Origin of the sequence: Burkholderia sp. AU19243, from assembly GCF_018148075.1 — a bacterium.
GTDB classification, from domain to species: Bacteria; Pseudomonadota; Gammaproteobacteria; order Burkholderiales; family Burkholderiaceae; genus Burkholderia; species Burkholderia latens_A.
On record NZ_JAGSTV010000004.1, the window covers coordinates 436,897 to 455,212 of the forward strand.

Annotated in this window: 15 protein-coding genes; 6 read left to right on the top strand and 9 right to left on the bottom strand. The window is 67.4% G+C overall.

Going from position 1 to position 18,316, the window contains the following annotated elements:
* Nucleotides 1-8: 8 nt before the first annotated feature.
* From KDW55_RS10740 to xylA, 5 genes are all read right to left on the bottom strand, one after another.
* A complete protein-coding gene (locus KDW55_RS10740; RefSeq protein WP_059545550.1) occupies nt 9-1,208 on the bottom strand; it encodes a sugar ABC transporter permease in 1,200 nt (399 codons plus the stop codon).
* Nucleotides 1,205-2,764 (bottom strand): D-xylose ABC transporter ATP-binding protein, encoded by a 1,560-nt coding sequence (xylG, locus tag KDW55_RS10745; RefSeq protein ID WP_069242376.1) that lies wholly within the window; start codon nt 2,762-2,764, stop codon nt 1,205-1,207. The genes KDW55_RS10740 and xylG overlap by 4 nt, the downstream gene beginning before the upstream one ends.
* Before the next feature lie 67 nt (nt 2,765-2,831).
* Nucleotides 2,832-3,860: a D-xylose ABC transporter substrate-binding protein gene (gene xylF / locus KDW55_RS10750; RefSeq protein ID WP_059545553.1), complete on the bottom strand. Its 1,029-nt coding sequence runs from the start codon at nt 3,858-3,860 to the stop codon at nt 2,832-2,834.
* An 86-nt stretch (nt 3,861-3,946) separates the two neighbouring features.
* On the bottom strand, nt 3,947-5,425 hold the full coding sequence (xylB, locus tag KDW55_RS10755; RefSeq protein ID WP_212160693.1) for a xylulokinase: 1,479 nt from the start codon (nt 5,423-5,425) through the stop codon (nt 3,947-3,949).
* Nucleotides 5,426-5,429: 4 nt separating this feature from the next.
* Nucleotides 5,430-6,752 carry a xylose isomerase gene (gene xylA / locus KDW55_RS10760; protein WP_038571880.1) on the bottom strand — a complete coding sequence of 441 codons (1,323 nt, stop codon included), beginning with the start codon at nt 6,750-6,752 and terminating at the stop codon, nt 5,430-5,432.
* Nucleotides 6,753-7,019: 267 nt separating this feature from the next.
* On the opposite strand from xylA, the gene KDW55_RS10765 reads away from it, so the two are divergent.
* Nucleotides 7,020-8,213 (top strand): DNA-binding transcriptional regulator, encoded by a 1,194-nt coding sequence (locus KDW55_RS10765; protein WP_059545559.1) that lies wholly within the window; start codon nt 7,020-7,022, stop codon nt 8,211-8,213.
* A 27-nt stretch (nt 8,214-8,240) separates the two neighbouring features.
* Entirely contained in the window at nt 8,241-9,329 is a 1,089-nt protein-coding gene (locus tag KDW55_RS10770; protein WP_038571878.1) for an aldose epimerase family protein, read from the top strand.
* A gap of 218 nt (nt 9,330-9,547) precedes the next feature.
* On the opposite strand, the gene KDW55_RS10775 is transcribed toward KDW55_RS10770, so the two are convergent.
* The 3 genes from KDW55_RS10775 to KDW55_RS10785 are packed head-to-tail and all read right to left on the bottom strand — an operon-like array spanning nt 9,548 to nt 12,766.
* On the bottom strand, nt 9,548-10,732 hold the full coding sequence (locus KDW55_RS10775; protein WP_212149182.1) for a porin: 1,185 nt from the start codon (nt 10,730-10,732) through the stop codon (nt 9,548-9,550).
* A 58-nt stretch (nt 10,733-10,790) separates the two neighbouring features.
* Nucleotides 10,791-11,585, bottom strand: a complete 795-nt coding sequence (locus tag KDW55_RS10780; protein WP_038571873.1) for an ABC transporter substrate-binding protein — start codon at nt 11,583-11,585, stop codon at nt 10,791-10,793.
* A 59-nt stretch (nt 11,586-11,644) separates the two neighbouring features.
* Nucleotides 11,645-12,766: a M20 aminoacylase family protein gene (locus KDW55_RS10785; protein WP_212197960.1), complete on the bottom strand. Its 1,122-nt coding sequence runs from the start codon at nt 12,764-12,766 to the stop codon at nt 11,645-11,647.
* A 199-nt stretch (nt 12,767-12,965) separates the two neighbouring features.
* On the opposite strand from KDW55_RS10785, the gene KDW55_RS10790 reads away from it, so the two are divergent.
* From KDW55_RS10790 to KDW55_RS10800, 3 genes are all read left to right on the top strand, one after another.
* Nucleotides 12,966-13,928 (top strand): LysR substrate-binding domain-containing protein, encoded by a 963-nt coding sequence (locus KDW55_RS10790; RefSeq protein ID WP_212197952.1) that lies wholly within the window; start codon nt 12,966-12,968, stop codon nt 13,926-13,928.
* Nucleotides 13,929-14,023: 95 nt separating this feature from the next.
* Nucleotides 14,024-14,299: a formaldehyde-responsive transcriptional repressor FrmR gene (gene frmR, locus KDW55_RS10795; protein ID WP_038571867.1), complete on the top strand. Its 276-nt coding sequence runs from the start codon at nt 14,024-14,026 to the stop codon at nt 14,297-14,299.
* Between the two features lie 57 nt (nt 14,300-14,356).
* Nucleotides 14,357-15,466, top strand: a complete 1,110-nt coding sequence (locus KDW55_RS10800) for an S-(hydroxymethyl)glutathione dehydrogenase/class III alcohol dehydrogenase (RefSeq protein ID WP_038571864.1) — start codon at nt 14,357-14,359, stop codon at nt 15,464-15,466.
* A gap of 217 nt (nt 15,467-15,683) precedes the next feature.
* Here KDW55_RS10800 and KDW55_RS10805 read toward each other — a convergent pair whose 3' ends face one another.
* Nucleotides 15,684-16,709 carry an AraC family transcriptional regulator gene (locus KDW55_RS10805; RefSeq protein WP_038571861.1) on the bottom strand — a complete coding sequence of 342 codons (1,026 nt, stop codon included), beginning with the start codon at nt 16,707-16,709 and terminating at the stop codon, nt 15,684-15,686.
* Between the two features lie 354 nt (nt 16,710-17,063).
* Between KDW55_RS10805 and KDW55_RS10810 the strand changes: the two genes are divergently transcribed.
* Nucleotides 17,064-18,293 carry a dienelactone hydrolase family protein gene (locus tag KDW55_RS10810; protein ID WP_212197953.1) on the top strand — a complete coding sequence of 410 codons (1,230 nt, stop codon included), beginning with the start codon at nt 17,064-17,066 and terminating at the stop codon, nt 18,291-18,293.
* Nucleotides 18,294-18,316: the final 23 nt, after the last annotated feature.

Here is an 18,316-nt window from a genome sequence, read left to right on the forward strand (position 1 = left end):
GCCTCGCGTCACCGCCGGTTCGACCGCGACACCACGTCGATCCACACCGCCAGCACCAGCACCGCGCCCTTGACGATCATCTGCCAGTACGCGTCGACGTCGAGCATCGACATCCCGTTGTCGAGGCTCGCCATCACGAGCGCGCCGATCAGCGCACCGTAGACGGTGCCCGAGCCGCCGCGCATCGACGTGCCGCCGATGAAGCATGCGGCGATCGCATCGAGCTCGCCCATCGAGCCCGCCGACGGCGAGCCGGCCGCAAGCCGCGCGGTATTGACGATGCCGGCGAACGCACACATCAACCCCATCAGCGCGAATATCGCCAGTTTTACGCGATCGGTGTCGACCCCCGACAGCCGCGTCGCCTCCAGGTTCGATCCGACTGCGTAGATGCGCCGGCCGAACACCGTCTGCGTCGCGATCCACGAGAACACGCCGAGCAACGCGAGCAGCAGCAGCACGGGCACCGGGATGCCGCCGTAGCGGTCGAGCGTCGCGACGAATGCGAACAGCACCGCGCCGGCCCCGACGATCTTCGCGACGTCCTGCCACAGCGGCGCGACCGCGAGCTTGTAGCGGCGCCGCGTACCGCGCTGCCGGAAGACCAGCAGCGCGACCAGCGCGAACAGCAGCACCGCGAGGCCGTCGCCCGCCGCGCGCGGCAGATAGCCTTGCCCGATGAACACGAAGCCGTCCGATACCGGCGCGATCGTCGAGCCGCCCGTCACGCCAAGCAGGATCCCGCGGAACGCGAGCATCCCGCCCAGCCCGACGATGAACGACGGCACGCGCCGATACGTCGACCACCAGCCGTTGAACAACCCGACCAGCACGCCGAGCGCGAGCACCGCCGGCACCGTCGCCGCAACCGGCCAGTGGCGATTGACGTCGAGGATCGCCGCGACGCCGCCGAGCAGCCCCAGCAGCGAGCCGACCGACAGGTCGATCTCGCCGGCGATGATCACGAAGACCATCCCGCACGCGAGCATTCCCGTGATCGACATCTGCCGCAGCAGGTTCGACACGTTGCGCGGCGTGACGAACGCGCCGTCGGTCAGCACGGAGAAGAACACCCAGATCGCCGCAACCGCGAACAGCAGCGCGAGCACCTTGTAGCGCACGAAGATCTGGCTCAGCGGACGGCCGCGCAGGCGGCGCGCGCCGGTGTCCGGCGGCACGGTGGAGGAAGAGGAAAGTTCGGTATTCATGTCGCACTCGCTGCAATGGGGTCGGCCGGACGCCGCGCGGGCTTCAGCGCGGCGCCGAGTATCTGTTCCTGCGTGAGACCTTCGTTGACGAAATCGCCGCGCAGCTCGCCTTCGCCGATCACGATCACACGATCGGCAAGCCCGAGCACTTCCGGCAGCTCCGACGACACGACGATCAGCGCGACGCCGCGTTTCGCGAGCGCGAAGATCAGCCGGTAAATCTCGGCCTTAGCGCCGACGTCGACGCCGCGGGTCGGTTCGTCCAGGATCAGCACCTGCGGGTCGGCGAGCAGCATCCGCGCGAGCACCGCCTTCTGCTGGTTGCCGCCGGACAAGCTCGCGATCGGCAGGAACGGGTGCGCGGCACGCACCGACAGCCTCTGCATTTCGGTGCGGATCGCGTCGAGTTCGGCGGCCGCATCGATCCGGCCGCGCGCGGCGAACCGGCGCAGCACCGACAGCGTGATGTTGTGGCCGACGCCGAGCTGCGGCACGATCCCGTGACGCTTGCGATCCTCCGGGACCATCGCGATGCCCGCGCGGATCGCATCGGCCGGCGCACGGATCGCGAGCGGCCGGCCGTTGATGCGCACGCTCGCCGTGCTCGCCCCCGGATACGCGCCGAAAATCGCCTGCATCAGCTCGGTGCGGCCCGCGCCGACGAGCCCGGCCACGCCGAGGATTTCTCCGCGGCGCACGCTGAACGACACGTCGTCCACGCGCTTGCGGCGCGGATTCGCGACATCGTGACAAGTGACGTTGCGCGCTTCGAGCACGATGTCGCCGATCTCGTGCGGCTCGCGCGGATACAGGTTGCTGATCTCGCGCCCGACCATCATCGCGATGATCCGGTCGGTGGTCAGCGCGCGCATCGGCTCGGTCGCGACATGGCGGCCGTCGCGGATCACGGTCACGGTGTCGCACACGGCTTCGATTTCATCGAGCTTGTGCGAGATGTATACGCACGCAACGCCGCGGCGCTTCAGGTCGCGCACGATATCGAGCAGGATGCGCGTCTCGGCCGCGCTCAGCGACGACGACGGCTCGTCGAGGATCAGCAGCTTCGCGCGCTTGTTCAGCGCCTTCGCGATCTCGATCAGCTGCTGGTGACCGCCGCCGTAGTTCATCACCGGCTGCGCGACGTTGATCGCGTCGATGCGCAGCTCGCGCAGCAACGCTTCCGAGCGCCGCACCATCTCCGCGTAATGCATGCGGCCGCCGGGCAGCGTGATCTCGTTGCCCAGGAAGATGTTCTCGGCAACCGACAGCTCGGGCACGAGCATCAGCTCCTGGTGAATGATCACGATGCCCGCGCGCTCGGTGTCGCGCACGCCCGACGCGACGAGCGGCTCGCCTTCCCAGCGGATTTCGCCGTCCCACGTGCCATGCGGGTACACGCCCGACAGCACCTTCATCAATGTCGACTTGCCGGCGCCGTTCTCGCCGCAGAGCCCGACGCATTCGCCGGGACGCACGGTCAGGTCGATCCCGTCGAGCGCCTTCACGCCGTCGAATGCCTTGACGATGCCGCGCATCGTCAGCAAGGGTTCGGTCATACGTTCATTGCCTCGCAGTAGACGCGGCCGCCGTCGTCGCGGCCGCGCGTCGCGTTCCGTCGTACGCTTACTGGCTCGCCAGCTGGGCCTGGGTGTAGAAGCCGTCCTTCACGACGACGTCGACGTTGCGCTTGGTCAGCAGCGTCGGCTGCAGCAGCACCGTGTCGACCTTCTTCTTGCCGTTGTCGTATTGCGCGTTGAATGCAGGCTTCGCGCCCTTCGCGAGATCGACCGCCAGCTTCGCGGCTTCGCTCGCGATCAGCTTCAGCGGCTTGTAGACGGTCATCGTCTGCGTGCCGGCGATCACGCGCTTCACCGCGGCGAGGTCCGCATCCTGCCCGGACACCGGAACCTTGCCGGCCAGATGTTGCGCGGCGAGTGCCTGGATCGCGCCGCCGGCGGTGCCGTCGTTCGATGCGACGATCGCGTCGATCTTGTTGTTGTTCGCGGTCAGCGCGTCCTCGACGATCCGCAGCGCGGTCGACGCGCTCCATTCGGGCACCCACTGCTGGCCGACGACCTTGATGTCGCCGCGATCGATCGCGGGCTTGAGCACCTTCAACTGCCCTTCGCGCAGCATCTTCGCGTTGTTGTCGGTCGGCGCGCCGCCAAGCAGGAAATAGTTGCCCTTCGGCTTCGCGTCGAACACGCCCTGCGCCTGCAGTTCGCCCACCTTCTCGTTGTCGAACGAGATGTACGCATCGACGTCGGCGTCGAGGATCAGGCGGTCGTACGATACGACCTTGATGCCAGCCTTTCTCGCTTCGGCTACCACGTTGCCGAGCGTTTTCGAATTGAACGGCACGATCACGATCACGTCGACGCCGCGCGAGATCAGATTCTCGATCTGGGAAATCTGCCGCTCCTCGCTTGCATCGGCCGACTGCACCGACACCTTCGCGCCGAGCTTGGTGGCGGCCGCAACGAAATAATCGCGATCGCGCGACCAGCGTTCGACGCGCAGGTCGTCGATGCAGAAGCCGATCTCGGGCTTGTCCTTGCTCGCGTGCGCGAGCGGCGCGCCCAGCGCGAACATCGCCAGCGCAGCGGCGCCGGCAAGCGAACTCAATACGGTACGACGCGTTACGGATTTCATGTCTCCACTCCTTGTTATGGAACCACTTCACGAACGCCGGGCGGCCGCCGGAACGGGCCGCCCGCCTCGACTCACTGCAACGCGCATCACGCGCCCGTTGCAAACACCGGTTCGAGCGCGCGGTACAACGCGCGAAACGTCGGCCGCCGCGTGTCGCGATACCACGCATGCCGCGCAAGGTCGGGCTCGCGCACCGCGACGACCGGCGGTTGCGGACACACGTCCGCGAGCGGCGCATCCGGTTCGACCGCCAGATGCGCAAGCCGGGCGGCGCCCAGCGCCGGCCCGACCTCGCCGCCCTCGCGCAGTGTCAGCGCGCGCCCGCTCAGGTCGGCGAGCATCTGCGTCCAGTACGCGCTGCGCGAGCCGCCGCCGATCACCGTAATGCCGTCGGGCGTGAGCCCGGCCGCGTGCAGCGCGTCCATCCCGTCGAGCAGCGCGAAGCCGACGCCTTCGAGCGTCGCGTTCGCGAGATCCGCGCGCCGCGTGTCGGCCGTGAGCCCGTAGAACACGCCCTTCGCATTCACGTCGTTGTGCGGCGTGCGCTCGCCGCTCAGATAAGGCAGGAACCACGGCCGGCCGGTGCGCGCGTTCGCTTCGGCGTCGGCAAGCAGCGCCGGCACGCCGTCGTAACCGGCCAGTTGCGCGGTGAAGTCGATGCAGCCGGCCGCGTTCAGCATCACCGACATCAGATGCCACGTATCGGGCAGCGCGTGGCAGAAGCTGTGCACCGCCGACTCGGGGTTCGCGCGGAATCCGTCCGACACCGCGAAATACACGCCCGACGTGCCAAGCGACAGCAGTGCGTCGCCGGGCCGCACGATCCCGACACCGACCGCGCCGGCCGCGTTGTCGCCGCCGCCCGCGACCACCGGTATCTCCGGCAGCCCGAGCGAGCGCGCCACCGCCGGCAGCAGCGTGCCTGTCACGCGGTTCCCCTCGAACACCGCCGGCATCTGCGCACGCGACAGCCCGCACGCGGCGAGCAGCGTGTCGTCGTAGTCGCGCTTCGCGACGTCGAGCCACAGCGTGCCGGCGGCATCCGACGGATCGGTCGCGAACGCGCCGGTCAGCCGGTAACGCAAATAGTCTTTCGGCAGCAACACGTATGCGATGCGTGCGAATACGTCGGGCTCGTGACGGCGCAGCCACAGCAGCTTCGGCGCGGTGAAGCCCGGCATCGCGATGTTGCCGGCCACCGTGCGCAGCGTGGGCGCGAGCCGCTCGAGCTCCGAACACTCCGCATCCGCGCGCCCGTCGTTCCACAGGATCGCGGGGCGCAGCACGTCGCCGTGTTCGTCGAGCAGCGTCGCACCGTGCATCTGCCCCGTCAGCCCGAGCGCGGAGATGTCGTGCGGGTCGATGCCGGCCGCACGGGCCGCGTCGACGACGGCGGCCAGCGCGCCGCATGCGGCGTCCCACCAGTCGCGCGGCGCCTGTTCGGACCAGCGCGGTTGCGGCCGGCTGACGGTCAGCGGGCGGCTCGCGCTCGCGCGCACCGCGCCGTCGCGGTCGAGCAGCACCGCCTTTACACCGGACGTGCCGAGATCGAGTCCGAGATACATGGTGTCAGCGCAGCCCGTAGATCGCCTGGTTCACGATGTTCTCGAGCCGCTCCTGCGCGCCGCTCACGTGCCGCGGATCGACGCCGCGAGCGAGCGCATCGTCGGCGAGCGATTCCAGCGTATAGCCCCCCGACAGAATCTTGCGGCCGAATGCATCGTCCCATTGCGCGTAACGCTGGCGCCGCAACGCGTCGAGCCGATCGTTTTCGACCAGCACCGCCGCGCGTTCAAGCGCGAGCGCGAGCACGTCGATCGCGCCGACGTGGCCGTAGAACAGATCCTCCGGATCGACGCTCTGACGCCGCACCTTCGCGTCGAAGTTCATCCCGCCGGTCGTGAAGCCGCCGTGGCGCAGGATCTCGTAGAACGCGAGCGTGAGCTCCTCGACGCTGTTCGGGAACTGGTCGGTGTCCCAGCCGTTCTGCGGATCGCCGCGGTTCGCGTCGACGCTGCCGAACACGCCGAGCGCGAACGCATTGGCGATCTCGTGATGGAACGAATGGCCGGCGAGCGTCGCATGGTTCGCCTCGATGTTCACGCGAATCTCGTCCTGCAGTCCGTATTGCACGAGGAAACCGTGCACGGTCGCCACGTCGTAGTCGTACTGGTGCTTGGTCGGTTCCTGCGGCTTCGGCTCGATCAGCAGCGCGCCGTTGAAGCCGATCCGGTGCTTGTGCTCGACGACCATCGACAGGAAGCGCGCGAACTGCTCGCGCTCGCGCTTCAGGTCGGTATTGAGCAGCGTCTCGTATCCTTCCCGGCCGCCCCACAGCACGTAGTTCTCGCCGCCGAGCCGGTGCGTCGCGTCGAGCGCGTGACGTACCTGCGTCGCGGCCCACGCGAACACGTCGGGGTTCGGGTTCGTCGCGGCGCCGGCCGCGAAGCGCGGATGCGAGAACAGGTTCGCGGTGCCCCACAACAGCCGCACGCCGCTCGCCTGCTGGCGTTCGCCGAGATAGTCGACCATCCGAGCGAAATTCGCCGTGTACTCGCGCAGGCTGTCGCCCTCCGGCGCCACGTCGGTGTCGTGGAACGTGTAGAACGGCGTGCCGAGCTTCGTGAAGAATTCGAACGCGGCGTCTGCCTTCATCCGCGCGCGTTCGAGTGCGTCGCCCGGTTGCTGCCACGGGCGTTGGAACGCGCCCTGCCCGAAGATGTCATGGCCCGGCCACACGAACGTGTGCCAGTAGCAGACCGCGATCCGCAGATGCTCGGCGAGCGTCTTGCCGAGCACGCGCTTCTCGGGGTCGTAGTAGTGGTAAGCGAGCGGGTTGTCCGACTGCGGACCTTCGTAACGAATGGGGGGAATGTGTTCGAAATACGACATGGCGTCTCCGTGCAGTGTCTTGTTGCAGCGCAACGCGCGTCGCGACGACGCACGCGGTCTGATTCGGTTGGCTGGATCGTGCCCGCGCCCCCGCCGGCCGGCAATTGCGAAATTGCGCAGCGCGCGTAATGTTTCTTGCCAGCCGCGCGCGCGCGCCGCACGTTCCGTCCTACAATCGCCGGACACCTGACGATCGCGCGCCGCCCGGCGAGCGCGCCCCCGGAGACAACGGCACGACGCCCGAGCGGCGCACGCCCCGACACTGACATGACCCGCACGCCTTCCGCCCCGACACCGCACCGCATCGCGCTGCTGTTCAACGCGAACAAGGTCTACGATCGCGAGATCATTGCCGGCATCGGCCAGTATCTGCACACCACCCGCGTCGTGTGGGATCTGTTCCTCGAGGACGACTTCCGCTGCCGGCTCGCCGGCATCGAGCGTTTCGACGGCGACGGCATCATCGCGGACTTCGACGATCCGGCCGTTGCCGACGCGCTCGCCGGCTCGCCGCTGCCGATCGTCGCGGTCGGTTCGTCCTACGAGGATCCGGCGCAGTATCCGGAAGGCGTCCCATATATTGCGACGGACAACCCGAAGCTCGTGTCGCTCGCGTATACGCATCTGATCGGTGCGGGCCTCGCACACTTCGCGATGTACAGCCTGCCGGTCGCGCAGGAAAACCGCTGGGCGCAGCAGCGCGAGCTCGCATTCGACCGGCTCGCGCGCGCCGACGGCGTCGAAGCGCCGATCTATCGCGGGCTGTCGACCAGCGCGTCGGGGTGGAATCACGCGATCGAGCAGCTGATCGGCTGGCTCCATGCGCTGCCGAAGCCGGTCGGCGTGATCGCGGTCACCGACGCACGCGCGCGGCATCTGCTGCAGGCGTGCCTGATCGCCGGCATCGCGGTGCCCGAGCAGGTTGCGATCATCGGCATCGACAACGATCCGCTCACCCGCACGCTCACGCGCATTCCGCTGTCGTCGGTGATCCAGGGCACCGAGGAAATGGGCCGCACCGCCGCGCACCTGCTGCACCGGATGCTGCGCGGCGCGCGCTTTCCAGGGCAGCGGATCCTCGTGCCGCCGGTCGGGATCAACGTGCTCGAATCGACGCGCCATCAGCCGCTCGCGAGCCCGCACGTGATGCGCGCCCGGCACTTCATCCGCCAGTACGCGTGCCAGGGGATCAAGACCGAACAGGTGGCCGACTATGTCGGCGTGTCGCGCTCGCTCCTCGAAGATCACTTCCGGCGCGAGTTGCAGCGCACGGTGCACCAGGAAATCCTGCGTCACAAGCTCGAGGCCGCGCAGGCGATGCTCGCGAGCCGCCATGTGTCGAGCGCGGAAGTCGCGATCCGCTGCGGCTTCACGTCGTTGCAGTACATGTATGCGGTGTTCCGCCGCGAACTCGGCTGCACGCCGCGCGAATACCAGGAGCGCACCGCGCCCGCCCATTGAATTCACCGCCCACGAGCGAACCCACTCATGCGTATCGATACCGATTCTTCCCGCCCGGCGTCCGACGTCGGCCGCATTCCATCCGAGCCGTGGGGCGCGCTGCCCGGCGGCGACCCGGTCCGGCGCTATACGCTGCGCAACGCGCACGGGATGCGCGTCGTCGTCAGCGACCTGGGCGCGACCGTCGTGTCGTGGCTTGCCCCCGACCGCAGCGGGCGCGTTGCCGATATCGTGCTGGCACACGACACGCCGGCCGAGTACGCGGAATCGGGCGCGTACCTCGGCGCAACGGTCGGCCGCTGGGCGAACCGGATTGCCGGTGCGCGCTTCACGCTAGACGGCGTCGACTATCCGCTCGACCGCAACGAGAACGGCAACCTGCTGCACGGCGGCGCAAGCGGCTTTCATCGCGCGCGCTGGGACGTGATCGACGATCGCGGCGGCTTGACGCTGCGGCTGGATTCGCCGGAAGGCGACGCGGGATTCCCCGGCAACGTCAGCGTGCAGGTGCGTTACACGCTCGACGACGACGGCACGCTGACAATCGACTACGCGGGCGTCACCGATGCGCCGACGCCGCTGAACCTGACCAATCACAGCTACTTCAACCTGAGCGGACGCCCGGGCAGCGACGTGCGCGGCCACTTGTTGCAAATCGACGCCGATGCGTTCGTCGAAGTCGACGACGCGCTGATTCCGACCGGCACCGCCGACGTGACCGGCACCGCATTCGATTTCCGGCAGAGCGCACCGATCGGCGCCCGCCTCGACTGGCCGCATGCTCAGCTCGCACGCGGACGCGGCTTCGACCATTGCTATGTGCTGCGCGAACCCGGACACGGCGTGCGGGCCGTCGCGTCGATCTACGATCCGGAGAGCGGCCGGGAGCTCACCGTGTCGACCGATCAACGCGGGCTACAGCTCTATACGGGCAACTATCTGGATGGCGTGCGCGTGAGCGGCGGTGTGACCTGCGCGCGGCACGCGGCGCTGTGCGTCGAGGCCGGGTTCTTTCCGAATCAGGTGAACATGGACGCGTTGCGCGGCGAAACCATTCTTCAACCCGGCGCCACCTATCGGCAGACGACGCGGTATCGGGTCGGGGTACGCGGTTAGCGGATATGGCCGCGCGGCGAAAGGCGGCCGCGCGCGGCCGGTTCTGCAGGCGGCCGGCGGTCGGCGGAGCGTTCGGGTCATCCGCTTGCGCGGCGCAATGTGGCGACATCGACGCCGCGATCGTCGAATCGCGGCGACGCTCACCGGCAATTCACGATGCGTCCGGGCGGCACCATGGCGACTCCTGCCGCCCGGCGCCGTCCGGTTCGTCCATCCGGTCAGAACTTGTGCCGGATGCCCGCGTGCACCATCAACTGCTTCGACGTCGATGACAGGTCGGCCGCACCCGGGATATACGCCTGATCCAGCGAAGAACCGGTTGCGTCGCCTGCGATCCGCTGGTACGCGCCCATCACGTAAACGTCGGTGCGCTTCGACAGGTTGTAGTCGGCCATCAGCCCGACCGAATGGATCTTCGGCTTCGCGCTGCCCGTGGTCGCATCGTAGTGCACCGTCGTGTACACATACTGCGCGCCGACGAAAAACGCCGGCGTGAACTGGTATTTCCCGTTCACTTCGAAGTTCTGGTACTTGATCGCCGTGACCGTGCCGCCGGCGAGCGGCCCCGCGACCGGTTGGATCGTTTCGTCACCGAACAGATAGCCGACGTTCGCGGTCGGCCGCGTGACGTTGCTGTTCGTATACGCAAGCCCAACCGTCGCGGGGCCGGCCGTGTAGTTGACGCCCGCGCCGAAGATCCGCTGCCGCGCAGCCGCGAAATTCGCATCCGCGCCGACCGACCCCGAGCCCGCGATCGCGCCGCCGGGCGTCGCACCCGCGTTGTCCGCATTCAGGAACGCCGCGCCGACGAGCAGCCCGCCGTGCTCGTACTGCGCGCCGACGCTCCACTGCCGGTTGTTCGCGAACCCGGTGTCATTGCTGAAGCTGTACGTACCGCCGAACGAGAAGCCGCCAACGTCCGGGCTCGCATACTTTACCGTGTTGTTCACGCGGAACGTGTTGCCGGTGTTGTCATTGTCGAGCGGATGCGAGAACGGATAGGTGCCCCAGCTGCCGTTCGCGGTCGTCGGCGCGAGATAGTCGACGACCGAGTCGTATTGGCGGCCGAGTGTCAGCGTGCCGAAGCGCGTGCTGCCGACGCCGACGTAAGCTTGCCGCCCGAACATGCGGCCGCCCTGCGCGAGCGTGCCGCTGTTCAGGTTGAAGCCGTTCTCGATCTGGAACAGCGCGCTGTAGCCGCCGCCGAGATCCTCGGTGCCCTTCAGCCCCCAGCGGCTGCCTTGCGCGAACCCGCTCGCCATCTGCCACGCACTGTGGCCGCCGACGTTGTTCGTATAGTCGATGCCCGCATCGACGAGCCCGTACAGCGTAACGCTGCCTTGCGCAAATGCGGGTGCCGCGCACAACGCCGGCATCGCGACGAAAAACAGTCTCCAGTTCATTCGCTTTCCTTATTGATATGAGTGTCCGGCCGCTCGAAGCGGCGTGCTGCTGCGATGCTTACTTCGCGCCGTAAATGTCGAAGTCGAAGTACTTGCGGTTGATCCGCTGATACGTGCCGTTCGCGAGGATCGTCGCCAGCGCGCGGTTGAACGCGTCGCGCAGCTCGGTGTCCTGCTTGCGCAACCCGAGGCCGTCGCCTTGCCCGAAATACTTCGCATCGTCGATCGCCGCGCCGACGAACATGAAGTCCTTGCCCTGCGGCTTCTTCAGGAAACCGTCGCTCGCCGCGATCGACGCCTGGAATGCCGCATCGAGGCGCCCTGTCACGAGATCGGCGTACACCTGGTCCTGATTCTGGTACGACTCGATCTGCACGCCGGCCGGCTGCCAGTTCGCGATCGCATAGTCGGCCTGTGCGGAGCCCTGCTCGACGCCCACCCGCTTGCCCTTCAGCGACGCGGCCGTCGGCAGCAACGGCGACCCCTTGCGTGCGATCAGCCGCGCCGGCGCATTCGAGATCCGGTTCGTGAACGCGATCTGCTGCATCCGCTTCGGCGTGATCGTCATCGACGACGCGATCACGTCGAACTTGCGCGCGAGCAGCCCGGGAATCATCCCGTCGAAGCTCGACTCGACCCACACGCAGCGTGCATGCAGTTCCGCGCACAGCGCATTCGTGATGTCGACCCCGAAGCCGGTCAGCGTGCCGTCAGGCTGCTTGTATTCGAGCGGCGGGTAGGTGGGATCGACCGCGAGCCGGATCTCCCTGCCCGTCCAGTCGCCCGCGTGCGCGGCCCCTGCGATCGTCGTTGCCGTCAGCGCTACCGCAAGCGCCGCCATCCACTGTTTCATTGCCGTCTCCTTGTTTCCGTCGTTGAAGATGAATCGAATCCGTGCGTGCGTCCACCGGCTCACGCGAGATAGCGCTCCGCGAGCGCGATCCAGTAACTCGCGCCCGTCGCGAGACACGCGTCGTTGAAGTCGTAGCCCGGGTTGTGCAACCCGCAGCCGGCCGCGCCCTCGCCGTTGCCGATCGACAGGTAGCTGCCCGGGCACGCGTCGAGCATGAACGCGAAATCCTCGCTCGCCGCGATCGGCCGCAAATGTGGAATCAGTGCAGCGTCGCCGCCCCATTCCCGGGCCACGTCACGCGCGAATGCCGTCTCCGCCGCGTGGTTCACCAGCACCGGATACCCATGGCGATAGTCGATCTCGGCCGTCGCGCCATAGCTTTCGGCCTGGCCATGCACGATCGCGCGAATGCGCCGTTCGAGCAGCGCGCGCACGTCGGGCGACAGCGCGCGCACACTCAGCTCGAGATCCGCATGCGTCGGAATCACGTTCGATGCAGTGCCTGCGTGGATCGAGCCGGTCGACACGATCGCGAGCTCCTGCGGATTCACGTTGCGCGACACGACCGTTTGCAGCGCCATCACGATCGACGCGCACACGACCACCGGATCGATCGTCGTATGCGGCGCCGCGCCGTGGCCGCCGCGCCCGATGACGCGCACGCGAACTTCGTCGGCCGACGCCATCGCCGGCCCGTCGCAGAAGCCGAGCACGCCGGCCGGCAGCCCCGGCACGTTGTGCATCGCGAATACGGCATCGCACGGGAATTGCGTGAACAGCCCGTCGTCGAGCATCCGCTTCGCGCCGCCGAGCCCTTCCTCGGCGGGCTGGAAAATCAGGTTCAGCGTGCCGCTGAAGCGCTCGCGCTCCGCAAGGCAACGGGCCGCCGCTAGCAGCATTGCCGTGTGACCGTCGTGACCGCATGCGTGCATCACGCCGTCGCGCCGGCTTGCATGCGGCAACCCGGTGGTCTCGCGGATCGGCAGCGCATCCATGTCGGCGCGCAGCCCGAGCCGCTTTCCGGCACCGCGCGTGAGCGAGCCGACGACGCCGGTGCCGCCCAGGCCGCGCGTAACGCGATAACCCCATGTTGTCAGGTAATCGGCGACCAACTCGCTCGTCGCATGCTCCTCGAAGCCGAGTTCCGGATGCTCATGCAACCGCCGGCGCAGCGCGATCATCTCCGTCTCGATGGCCGCCATTTCAGGCGCAATGGGTGTTCCGTCCAATATCGCTACTCCTCTCGCCAGGTGCCGATTGCCGATCGCCGGAGCGGCAGATCGTGGCGAGATCGTAGGCAGCGAAAATACCGTCGAACAGCCGCAGTTTCGTTATGATGACAACGGCTCGTTGTCGCCATTCTTCATACCACCGCATACCATGACCACGATCAAGCTGCATCAGTTGCAGGCGCTCGTCGCGAGCGCGGAGGCCGGGAGCATTCGCGGCGCGGCCCGCTCGCTCGGGCTGTCGCAGGCGGCCGTCACGCGCGCGCTGCGCGAGCTGGAGGCCAGCGAGCGCCTGCCGCTGCTGGTGCGTGCGCCGGAAGGCATCGGTTTCACCGACTACGGAAAGACGCTGCTCACGCATGCGAAGCTCGTGCTCAAGCAGCTCGAGCATGCGCGGAGCGATCTCGAGCGGATGCGCGGGCGCGTCGAGGGGCGGCTGAGCGTCGGCGTCACGCCGTGGCTGACGATGACGTTTCTCGCGGAAACCGTGCTGCAGTTCCGCGAGCGGATGCCCGACGTGCGGCTCGAGCTGTACGAGGCGCTGATGGCCGTTGCGCAACCGCTGCTGCGCGACGGCAGCATGGACTTCGCGCTCGGCCACGTGCAGCCGGGCAACGGCGCGCAGGAGTTCGCGTTCGAGGCGCTGCTGCGCTACGACACGTCGGTGATGGTGCGGGCCGGCCATCCGCGCGAACGTGCGAAATCGGTCCACGACCTGCTCGATTGCGACTGGGTGCTGAATTCGTCGGCCGACGGCCAGGCCGCGCTCGTCGATTATCTGTTCACGCGGCACGGCGCGCACATCGACGAGCGGCGCATCGTGCGCGCACAGTCCGTCGCAATGCTGCAGACGATGCTCGAACAGGCCGGCATGTGCACGTGGTGCCCGACGATCCTCGCAGCGGTGCCGCCGTTCGGCGAGCGGATGCGCGTGCTGTCGCTGAAGGAGACGTTCGAACCGAGCGAACTCGGAATCGTCACGCGCCGCAGCAGCACGCTGAGCGACGCCGCGCGCTGCTTCATCGATTGCCTGCTGCAAGTGATCCGGCGGCACGCGCGCTCGGCGCGGAAGGATGACCTTGCGCTGTTCCGCACGCTTGCGTTGCTGATCTGACCGCGGCCGTCCGGCCGCACCCGGACAACACCGGGTAGACCGCCGGCATCGCGTTGTTCTATACTACCCCCCAGTATCGAAACCGACTGACTTCCATGCCGCATTCCCCCGAAGAAAAGAAGCGCGTGCTGACCCGCGTGCGCCGTGTGCGAGGGCAGCTGAACGCGCTCGAGCAGGCGCTCGAGGACGGAGCGGATTGCGGCCCGGTGCTTCAGCAGCTGGCTGCGATTCGCGGCGCGATCAACGGCGTGATGGCCGGCGTGCTGGAAAGCCATTTGCGCGAGGAATTTACCCAGCTCGCGGATGCTCCGCGGCCTGCTTCCGAATCGATCGACGATATCGTGAACCTCGTCCGGTCCTACTTGCGCTGACCGGCGCGCGATCGTCGGCGTACCGCTTCATTCGATGATTCTTTAAAGGAACTCCCCATGAAATCACGTGCCGCAGTTGCATTCGAGGCGGGCAAGCCGCTGCAGATCGTCGAAATCGACGTCGAACCGCCCCGCAAGGGCGAAGTGCTCGTCAAGATCACGCATACCGGCGTTTGCCATACCGATGCGTTCACGCTGTCGGGCGACGATCCGGAAGGCCTGTTCCCCGCGGTGCTCGGCCACGAAGGCGCCGGCGTCGTGGTCGAAGTCGGCGAAGGCGTGACGAGCGTGAAGCCCGGCGACCATGTGATTCCGCTCTACACCGCCGAATGCGGCGAGTGCCTGTTCTGCAAGAGCGGCAAGACCAACCTGTGCGTGTCGGTGCGCGCGACCCAGGGCAAGGGCGTGATGCCCGACGGCACCACGCGCTTCAGCTACAACGGCCAGCCGATCTATCACTACATGGGCTGCTCGACGTTCAGCGAATACACGGTCGTCGCCGAAGTGTCGCTCGCGAAGATCAACCCGGCCGCGAACCCGGAGCAGGTGTGCCTGCTCGGCTGCGGCGTCACGACCGGCCTGGGCGCGGTGAAGAACACGGCGAAGGTGCAGGAAGGCGACACGGTCGCCGTGTTCGGTCTCGGCGGCATCGGCCTCGCGGTGATCCAGGGCGCGAAGCTCGCGAAGGCCGGCCGCATCATCGCGATCGACACGAACCCGGGCAAATTCGACCTCGCCCGCGTGTTCGGCGCGACCGACTGCGTGAACCCGAAGGACCACGCAAAGCCGATCCAGCAAGTGATCGTCGACATGACCGGCTGGGGCGTCGACCACAGCTTCGAGTGCATCGGCAACGTCAACGTGATGCGCGCGGCTCTCGAATGCGCGCATCGCGGCTGGGGTCAGTCCGTCATCATCGGCGTCGCGGGCGCCGGCCAGGAAATCTCGACGCGTCCGTTCCAGCTCGTGACCGGCCGCCGCTGGCTCGGCACCGCGTTCGGCGGCGTGAAGGGCCGCTCCGAGCTGCCGGGGATGGTCGAAGATGCAATGGCCGGGAAAATCCAGCTCGCGCCGTTCGTCACGCACACGAAGCCGCTCACCGGCATCAATGAAGCATTCGACCTGATGCACGAAGGCAAGTCGATCCGGACCGTCGTGCATTACTGAAAACACGGGGCGGAACACCGGCTGCAGTAGCCGGTTTCCGTCGTGATCGCGCGGGCACGCCGCCGGGCCTGTCCGCGCGTTGCATGTTCGGCCGTTGTGCGTCAGACCCGCAACGGTCGCCATCGCATTTCCGCTTTCCGCTTGGACGTGGCGATCCGACGCGTTCGCGACGTCACGCACGCGGCGATACCGCCGGCGAGCCAGCCAATCGATCTCGTCAGCCTCGCACGCGCCGCATCCTGAGCGTCGCCGACGGCGATTCGCCGAACGCGCGCTTGTAGTCGATCGCGAATCGCCCGAGGTGCGCGAAGCCCCATTTCAACGCGATGTCCGTCACGGATGCGAGCGCCGGTGTCGCGTCGTCGAGCAGTTCGTCGCGCACATGCTGCAGCCGCAGCCGACGCACGAACGCCATCGGCGTGATGCCGTGACGGGCACGGAACCCCGCGAACAGTGTGCTCGGGCTGACGCCCGCGAGTTCCGCGAGCCGCTCGATCGTCAGCGGCTCGTCGACGTGCGCGCGAATGTATTCCTCGACGCGCCGCACGTAGAACGGCGCGAGCGGCGCGGGTGCGGGGCGGGTGCGATCGCGGGCGGTGTTCGGGTGGCCGTACAGCAACAGGTTGAGCAGCGTCGATTCGAGCTGCTCGAACGCAAGCGGATGACGCAGCGGATGCCCGTCGGTCGCGATTGCGTCGGTCAGCACCGGCAGCATTTGCGTCAGGCACGCGCCCTGCGGCGACGCGAGCCCGAACTCCGGCTCGAACTCCACCGGCGCGCGCCGGTCGTCACCGAAATGCCGTTGCGCATGCCGCTCCATCACATCGCGCTCGATGCGCAGAACCACTTGCGGGCACGCTTCGCCCCACCGCATCCGCAGTGCCAGCGTCGGCGACAGCAGCGACGCAGTATCGGGCGACGACACGAAGCGCGCCGCACCGCATTCGATCTCCGCGTCGCCGCGCAGCGGAATCTGCAGCAGATAGAAGTGCTCGAGCGGCCCGGGTTCGATCGACACCTCGCCGCCATAGTCGAGCAGGTTCAGCGACAGGTTTCCCCAGCGCGCATGATGCATGCGGCTGTGCAGCACGCGCGAATTGCCGGTCAACGCGAGTCGATGCGGCTTGAACACGTCGCCGACGCGCGCACGCACTTCGTCGAGATCGTTCGACTGCAGCAGCAGCGTGTCGCGATTGAAACAGGCGGCGTCGCCCAGCCAGCCGGTTCCGGAAAATTGCCCCATCGAAGTTCTCCCGTCGTGCTCGATCGCACTTGCGCTGTGCACGCATTCCCGCTCCCGGGGAATCCGGTCGCACGATCCGGATAACGTCCGGACTTTCCGGACAATCCGCGTCGTTACACTACGCAAGCCCTGCATGCCTCACGCAAGAAGCGGACCGTTCGCGCATCGTAGAAAACTGTGCAGGCGTTCCGCATCCGCAGATACCCGCAGTGCGCGGCGTTCCTGCCCGGGCGCGGCCGGCCGCTCGACAGGTTTCCGGAATTCGTGGATACCGGCCGAAGAAAGCGGATAGAAGCGCCGATTTCGTCCGCCAATACTGGGCCCATGCAAGCGACGAACAGAATGGAGGGACACATGAAAGGACGACACATCGAGATCCCGTCGCCGGACGGCGGCGCGTTTCGCGCTTATCTGAGCACGCCGGCCGGCGGCACGGGGCCCGGCATTGTGTTGTGTCACGAGATCTTCGGCGCGAACGCGACGATGCGCGACGTGGCCGACTATTACGCGGAAGAAGGTTATACGGTGCTCGTGCCCGACCTGTTCTGGCGCCAGGCGCCGGGCGTCGAGCTCGGCTACGCCGCGGCCGATTTCGAGCGAGCGATGGCGCTGTACCGCGACTACGACGAAAACAAGGGCGTCGACGACGTCGCGGCCGCGCTGGCCGTGTTGACGCAACGGCCGGAATGCACGGGCAAGGCCGGCGTGCTCGGTTTCTGCCTCGGCGGCAAGCTCGCATATCTCGCCGCATGCCGGCTGCCGAACGTGGCCGCCGCCGTCAGCTACTACGGCGTCGGCATCGAGCACGCGCTTGACGAAGCCGCGCACCTGCGCGCGCGCCTGGTGCTGCAGATCGCCGCGCAGGACCGTTTCTGCCCGCCGGACGCGCAGCAGCGCATCACGGCTGCGCTCGCGGGGCGCGATGGTGTCGAGGTGTACGTGTACCCGGGCGTCGACCACGCGTTCGCGCGCGCCGGCGGCGATCACTTCGACAAGGCGGCCTCGGTGATGGCCCACCAGCGCGCGATCGCCGCGTTCCGCTCGGCGCTCGGCCCGCACTACGACCTGTCCACACTGTGGGAAACGCACCTGCGGCACGAATTCGACACGCGCAACGTCGACGCGACAATGGACACGATGGTCGCGCAGCCGTACGTGAACCATATTCCGACGCTGACGGGCGGCGTCGGCTACGACGAGCTCAAGCGCTTCTACACGCACCACTTCGTGCACGCGAACCCGCCGGACACGACGATCACGCCGATCTCGCGCACGATCGGCGCGAGCCAGATCGTCGACGAACTGCTGTTCTGCTTCACGCATACGACTGAGATCGACTGGATGCTGCCCGGCGTTGCGCCGACCGGCAGGCGCGTCGAAATCCCGCTCGTCGCGATCGTCAAGTTCCGCGGCGACAAGCTGTATCACGAACACATCTACTGGGACCAGGCGAGCGTGCTCGTGCAGATCGGCCTGCTCGACGCGGCCGGATTGCCCGTTGCCGGCGTCGAGACGGCGCGCAAGCTGCTCGACGAAACCGTGCCGTCGAACACGCTGATGCAGCGTTGGCGCGACAGTGCTTGATCGCCGGATAGGGCGGCCGCACG